Origin of the sequence: Pseudomonas sp. P7548 (assembly GCF_013386585.1) — a bacterium.
In the GTDB taxonomy this organism is placed as follows: domain Bacteria; phylum Pseudomonadota; class Gammaproteobacteria; order Pseudomonadales; family Pseudomonadaceae; genus Aquipseudomonas.
In genome coordinates this window covers 33749-40515 of record NZ_JACARO010000075.1, presented here as the reverse complement: position 1 = coordinate 40515, position 6767 = coordinate 33749, and the positions used below count along the sequence as shown (strand labels likewise).

The following is a 6767-nucleotide window of genomic DNA, read 5'->3' as shown; positions in this document are numbered from 1 at the left end:
GCAATACCTGGCCACCCTGCTCAGCCGCCCGATGGCCGGGCGCATGTCCGACAACGTCGGCACCAAGCGCGCCATCGTGCTGGGCCTGGCGGGCATTCTGCTCAGCGGTGTGCTGACGTTCCTGGCAACGCTGGTGCAAAGCGCACCGACCTTGAGCCTGGGTATCCTGATCGTCGCCCGCCTGTTGCTCGGCGTGGCCCAAGGCCTGATCGGCGTGGGCACCATCAGTTGGTGCATGGGTGCGGTCGGCGCCGAGCACACCGCGCGCTCGATTTCCTGGAATGGCATTGCCTCCTACGGCGCCATCGCCATTGGGGCGCCGCTGGGTGTTGTGATGGTGGCCGAGTACGGCTACACCAGCCTTGGCATCGCGTTGTCGGTGCTGGCAGCCTTGGGCCTGATGCTGATCCGCAACAAGCCGTCGGTGCCGGTGGTGCGTGGCGAGCGGTTGCCGTTCTGGGCCGTGTTCGGACGTATTGCGCCGTTCGGGGCCAGCCTGTGCCTGGCCTCCATCGGCTACGGCACCCTCACCACCTTTATCACGCTGTACTACCTCAACCGTGGCTGGGCGGGCGCGGCGTACTGCCTCACGGTGTTTGGCGTGTGTTTTATCCTGTCACGGCTGGTGTTTATCTCGGCCATCAGCCGTTTTGGCGGGTTCAGGGCGGCGATTGCCTGCATGACCATCGAAACCCTGGGCCTGACCCTGCTGTGGCTGGCGCCGTCCACCGGCGTCGCGCTGATCGGCGCCGGGCTGACAGGCTTTGGTTTGTCGCTGGTATACCCGGCGCTGGGCGTGGAAGCCATCAAGCAAGTGCCCAACAGCAGCCGGGGCGCGGGGTTGAGCGCCTATGCCGTGTTCTTCGACCTCGCCCTGGCGATTGCCGGGCCGTTGATGGGATTTGTGGCGCTGAACCTGGGTTACGGTTGGATCTTTTTCTGCGCTGCGTTGCTGTCGGTCACGGCATTGGCCGTGACCGTGCTGCTCAAGCGCCGCGCTTACTGATCGGCCGTCTGCAACCCAGCGCGGGTCGATTGACCCAAGGTGTGAGTGAAGAAGCGCCCGGCCTCTGATACCAGGTCGCGGTGGATGCCTTCGCGGTCAACCCCGTCGGCATCGGTGCAGATCGCCGGCATGGCGGCCAGTTGGTCGCTGTCACACGGCGCCATGAACACGAAGTGCCCTGCCCCGGCCAGCAGTTTGAAATCTGGCGGCTCCGGCAGTTTGCGCGCCAGGGCGGCGGCGTTTTTATCCACGGCAACCAATTTGTCGCCGTCGCCGCTGTAGAGCAGCACCGGCACGTGCACATCGGCCAGGGTGTGGCGGCCGAACATCAGGCTCAGCGGCGCCATCAGCATCAGTGCGTGAATGCGCGGGTCGGCTTGCGGTTGCAGGTCGTCACGGTCGACCACCAATTCGCCTTTGGTGGTGCAGGCATCTCGGTCTTCCGGGCGTTCCTGGCAATAGCGACGCAGGCGATCAAAGTCAGGCTTGGCCCCCGCCAGGATCAGCGCGGTTTCGCCACCGGCCGAATAGCCGATCACCCCCACCTGATCAACGTTGACGAAGGGTGAGAGCATCGGGTCGCCCAGGGTGGCGGTAATGGCTTCGGAAATCTGGATCGGCCGCCCGTACAGGTTGCTGACCGTGCCCAGGCGGCTGTGGTCCTTGTAGTTGTCGCCAGGATGCAGCACCGCCACCACCACAAACCCCTTGCGCGCCAGGGACGTGGCCAGGTCATGCAGGGCCAGCGGTGTACCGGTATTGCCGTGGGACAGCATCAGCATCGGGAAGCGCCCGATGGCGACCTTGGAGTCTTCAGTAGCCGCGACGTGGTAAGGGCCCAGTTGGGTGGAATGTTGATCGTCGGTGGACGGATAGAACGCGATGGCCTTCATCGGCTGCAAATCCAGCGGATCAAGGAACGTCATGCGGTGGAAGCCCACACTCCAATGCGGGTGCGGCGCTGGGGCGGCGTGCACTGAAATCAGGCCACCGAGCAAGGAAAGTACCAAAACAGCACAAAGACGCATCATGAGGATGTCCACCTTTGCTGCATTAAAACCGGCATGTCTGTTTGAAAAGTCCATGGTTCAAGGTGCTCGTACCGGGTGGTAAACCCATGACTGCATAACCTGGGCCAAAGTAGAGACAGCGGGTAAACGAAAAAACTCCGTACTCCGGTCGTGTTCAGGTGACCAGAATACAGAGTTTAGGCGCCCGGCTTCAGATTGAAACCGAGCAAAGGCGAAATTTACACAAGCCTTACGCGGCGGCGAACAATTGTTCGCTGATAAGTACGTTGGCGTCGCTCAGGGCTTTGCTGCGCACTTCATCACCGTAGGCTAGGCCTTGGGCGCGGACGAATTCGATGTCGGTGATGCCCAGGAAACCAAACACCAGCTTCAAGTACTCTTCATGGCCGACGTTGCTCGGCTGGCCAGCGTGCAGGCCACCGGCGGTGGACACGATGATCAGCTTTTTGCCACCGCACAGGCCTTCAGGGCCGGCTTCGGTGTAGCGGAAGGTCTGACCCGCCACCGCGATGCGGTCGATCCAGGCCTTGAGTTGCGAAGGCACCGAGAAGTTGTACATCGGCGCACCGATCACCACGGCGTCGGCGGCGATGAATTCGGCCAGGGACGAAGCGCTCAGTTCAGCCTCGTGCTTTTGCACGGCATCGCGCAGTTCGGCGGCAGTGCCCAGGGCGCCCAGGGTCAGACCGGAAAAGTGGCTGATACCTTCGTTTGCCAGGTCACGGTAAGTCACGCTCACACCTGGCTCTGCGGCTTGCCAGGCCTTGACCACGCCTGCGCTGAGCTGGCGGGACGCCGAGTTGTCGCCGAGGATGCTGGAATCGATGTGCAACAGTTTCATGCGGGATCTCCAAGTGAGGATCGCCACTGGGCGATCAATTGAGGTTGATCCTACACATGAACCCAATAAACGATTAGACCGCTCAAACGCGACTGTTTGTCCTGCCAGCAGGACAATCCGATTTCAACCCTGATTCAATCCCACCGGTTTATTGCCCAATCCTCTGCGGCGCTGGATTTCACTCGCGCCACGCGGCATTCTCGCCGCACATCTGCCAGCCACCGGGCCTGCCATGCACGCGAACTCCCCCGTCCTGACCAAGGGCCTGACCCTGCTGCTCGCCATCTGCTGCGGGTTTTCGGTCGCGACCATCTACTACAACCAGGCGATGCTGCCGTTGATTGCCACCAGCTTCGACGTCACCACCGCCCATGTCGGGCAGATCGCAATGCTCACCCAGCTCGGCTACGCCAGCGGCCTGCTGCTGTTTGTGCCGCTGGGCGACCGCATCAGCCGGCGCACGCTGATCCTGGCCGTACTGTGCCTGAACTTCATCAGCCTGCTGGCCTCGGCCTCGGCGCCCTCGTTTACCTGGCTGCTGGTGGCGAGCGGGCTGCTGGGCCTGTCAGGCATCAGCGCCCAAGTGATCATCCCCGCCGCGTCCGACCTCAGCGAGCCGGCGCAAAAAGGCGCGGTCCTCGGCTTGATGGTCAGCGGGCTGTCCGCCGGTGGTCTGCTGGCGCGGACCGTCAGTGGCGTGGTCAGTGGTTGGCTGGGCTGGCGCGGCATGTTTGCCCTGGCGGCAGCCTTGGACGTGCTGCTGTTTATCGCAATCCTGACGCGCATGCCGGTGTCCATCTCCACCAGCAAACTGGCCTACGGCGCCTTGCTCAAATCGTTGTGGGGCCTGGCCCGGCAGCACCCTACCCTGCGCCTGTCGGCCCTCAAGGCGGGCTTGGTGTTTGGCGCACTGAACGTGTTCTGGGGCTCGATGGCGGCACTGCTGGCCTTGCCGCCCTATGGCTTCTCCAGTGCGCAGGCGGGCTTGCTGGGGCTGTCGGCGATCGTCGGCATCCTCCTTGCCACCACCATCGGCCAACAGACCCGTCGCCACAGCCAGCTATTGGAATGGGTGGGCATCACCACCGTGCTGGTGGCCTTTGGACTGATCTACGCCTTCGGCCCCAGCGGCTGGTGGTGGCCGATCCTCATCGCGGCGACCTTCCTCGACCTGGGCAACCGCATCAACCAACTGGCCAACCAGACCCGCGTGCTGGCGCTGGAACCTTCGGCCACCAGTCGCCTGAACACCGTATTCATGGTGGTCTACTTCATCGGTGGCGCCCTGGGCTCCGCGGCCGGCGCCTTCGCGTCGCAGCACTACGGCTGGCAGGGCCAGGCGCTGACCGGCGCGGGGTTTGCCGGGCTGGCCCTGCTGATTACCCTTCTCAGTGGGACGACACGTAAATCGATGACGTCGTAGGCGCCGGCAGTGCGTAGGTGCGCTTCATCCACTGGATCTCGTCCAAGGGCGTTCGCCCGAAGAAGCGCTTGAACTCGCGACTGAACTGCGAGGCGCTTTCATAGCCGACCCTGGCACAGGCAGCGGCGGCCGTCATGTCGCTGCGCAGCATCAACAAACGCGCCTGGTGCAGGCGCGTGGACTTGAGGTACTGCATCGGCGACGTGTCGGTGACCGTGCGAAAGTGCGCGTGAAAGCTCGGCACGCTCATCATCGCCTCACCCGCCAGCGCTTCCACATCCAGGGGCTGGTGATAGCACGCATGGATCTTGCGGATCGCCCGCGCCACCTTACCGAACTGCCCCTGGCGATTGAGCGCAGCCCGCATCGAGCCGCCCTGCTCCCCCGTGAAAATCCGGTAGTAGATTTCGCGCATCAAGGTCGGCCCCAATATCTGCGCCTCCATGGGCACGCTCATCACCTCCAGAAAACGCAGCAATGACTCACTGAGTCGCTCATCCATGGGCGAGGAATACATGCCCCGGGGCTTGGCCTGCGGGAGTTCGGGGAAGTCATCCAGCGCCAGCATCAACTCGGCCGCCAGGGTGAAGTCCAGCCGCAGGTACACCGCCAGCATCGGTTCCGCTTCGCTGGCCTCGGTTTCCATGGTGAACGGCACCGGCACCGACACCACCAGGTAATGCTGGGCGTCGTAGCGGTAGATCTCTTCGCCCAGGTAGCCGCTCTTGCGCCCCTGGCACACGATCACGATGCCCGGGTCGTACAGCACCGGCACGCGGTGCAGCGGTCGATTTGAGCGTAGGAAACGCACGTCATCCAATACGGTCAGGTTATAGCCTTCAACAGGCGCCAGGGCGCCCATCAGTTCGACAATTCGCTGTGTACGGCCCACGGCGGCGGCTCCTCTGCAAAGCCACACAGTACTGCGCCAGAGGTGGCTGGCGCTACGCACTCATAGGAATAGGCAATCAGCACATTGGAATGGATATTCGCCCAGACCGCGCTTTTCCGTAGCCTGAAACAGCACTTTCAGCCCACGGAGATTCCCCCATGCTTATCGTCTACAACCCTGCAACCGGTGAAGAAATCGGCCGCGTGGCCAAGCACTCTGCGGCCGAGGTGAAGGCCGCCGTCGACCGCACCTGCGCCGCCTTCCCCGACTGGTCCGGCAAACTCGCCAAGGAGCGCAGCGACATCCTGCGCCGCTGGCACGACAGCGTGAAGGCCGACAAGGAAGCCTTCGCCGAACTGCTGTGCCGTGAAAACGGCAAATGCCTGAGCGAAGCCCGTGGCGAGATCGACTACGGCCTGGGTTTCATCGAGTGGTACGCCGAAGAAGCCAAACGCGTCTACGGCGACACTATCCCCACCCACGACCGCAACGCCCAAGTGATGGTCACCAAGGAAGCGGTCGGCCCGGTGGCGGCCATTACGCCCTGGAACTTCCCCTTCATGATGATCACCCGCAAGGTCGCCACGGCACTGGCGGCCGGATGCACCATGGTGATCAAGCCCGCCGAGGACACGCCGCTGACCGCCCTCAAGCTGCTGGAATACGCACGCAACGCCGGCATCGGCGAAGGCGTATTGGAAGTGGTGGTGGGCGACCCCAAGGAAATCGGCCCGATCCTCACCGGCGACCCGCGTATCCGCAAGATCACCTTCACCGGCTCCACCGCCGTGGGTAAGTTACTCGCCGCGCAATGCGCCGCCACCGTCAAGAAGATGACCCTGGAACTGGGCGGTAACGCACCCTTTATCGTGTTCGACGACGCCAACCTGGACGACGCCGTACACGGTTTGGTGAGCGCCAAGCTGCGTAACTCTGGCCAGGTGTGCATCTCGCCCAACCGCATCTTTGTGCAGCAGGGCATCTTTGAAGCGTTCACCGAGCGCCTGAAGCAGGCGGTCGCCGCGATTGAAGTGGATCAGGGCCTGCGCGAAGGCTTTGTGGTCGGGCCACTGGTCAATCAGCTGGGTTTTGACAAGGTGGTGCGCCTGGTGGAAGACGCCAAGGCTGCCGGCGCCACCGTACTCATGGGCGGCAAGCCTCACGCCAAAGGTGGCCTGTTCTACGCGCCGACGATCATCACCGGCCTGGGGGATGACTCGCCGCTGGCCACCCAGGAGATCTTTGGCCCGGTGTTCGCCCTCTATTCTTTCAACGAGGAAGAAGAAGTGATCGAGCGTGCCAACAGCACCGAGTTCGGCCTGGTGGCCTACGCCTACACCTGCGCGCTGGGCCGTTCATTGCGCCTGTCTCGCCGGCTCGAAGCGGGCATGGTGATTCTGAACTCGGGCTCCGTGGGCACCGCCTCGATTCCGTTCGGCGGCATCAAGCAGTCCGGTTATGGCCGCGAAGGCAGCTATTACGGGATCGAAGAGTACGTGCACGTGAAGTATGTGTTGATGGCCGGCATGTAGGGGCTGGATTTGCCCGTGCCACACGCGGATAGTTCGTCCCAC

The 6767-nt window shown here is 63.1% G+C and carries 6 protein-coding genes; 3 read left to right on the top strand and 3 right to left on the bottom strand.

Annotation, left to right across the window (positions count from 1 at the left end; translation table 11 throughout):
- On the top strand, positions 1-1006 hold a 1006-nt coding region (locus HX803_RS25735; RefSeq protein ID WP_178924557.1), incomplete at its 5' end, for an MFS transporter.
- On the opposite strand, the gene HX803_RS25730 is transcribed toward HX803_RS25735, so the two are convergent.
- Both HX803_RS25730 and HX803_RS25725 read right to left on the bottom strand, forming a co-directional pair.
- On the bottom strand, positions 1000-2037 hold the full coding sequence (locus HX803_RS25730; RefSeq protein ID WP_178924555.1) for a dienelactone hydrolase: 1038 nt from the start codon (positions 2035-2037) through the stop codon (positions 1000-1002). The genes HX803_RS25735 and HX803_RS25730 overlap by 7 nt on opposite strands.
- Before the next feature lie 229 nt (positions 2038-2266).
- Positions 2267-2878, bottom strand: coding sequence for an FMN-dependent NADH-azoreductase (locus tag HX803_RS25725; RefSeq protein ID WP_176998147.1), 612 nt, complete (start codon positions 2876-2878; stop codon positions 2267-2269).
- A gap of 232 nt (positions 2879-3110) precedes the next feature.
- Between HX803_RS25725 and HX803_RS25720 the strand changes: the two genes are divergently transcribed.
- Complete coding sequence (locus HX803_RS25720) at positions 3111-4301, top strand: MFS transporter (RefSeq protein WP_178924553.1); 1191 nt, start codon at positions 3111-3113, stop codon at positions 4299-4301.
- Here the strand turns inward: HX803_RS25720 and HX803_RS25715 are convergent.
- Positions 4267-5163: an AraC family transcriptional regulator gene (locus HX803_RS25715; RefSeq protein WP_178924561.1), complete on the bottom strand. Its 897-nt coding sequence runs from the start codon at positions 5161-5163 to the stop codon at positions 4267-4269. The genes HX803_RS25720 and HX803_RS25715 overlap by 35 nt on opposite strands.
- 188 nt (positions 5164-5351) lie before the next feature.
- Between HX803_RS25715 and HX803_RS25710 the strand changes: the two genes are divergently transcribed.
- Positions 5352-6725: an NAD-dependent succinate-semialdehyde dehydrogenase gene (locus HX803_RS25710; protein ID WP_178924552.1), complete on the top strand. Its 1374-nt coding sequence runs from the start codon at positions 5352-5354 to the stop codon at positions 6723-6725.
- Positions 6726-6767: the final 42 nt, after the last annotated feature.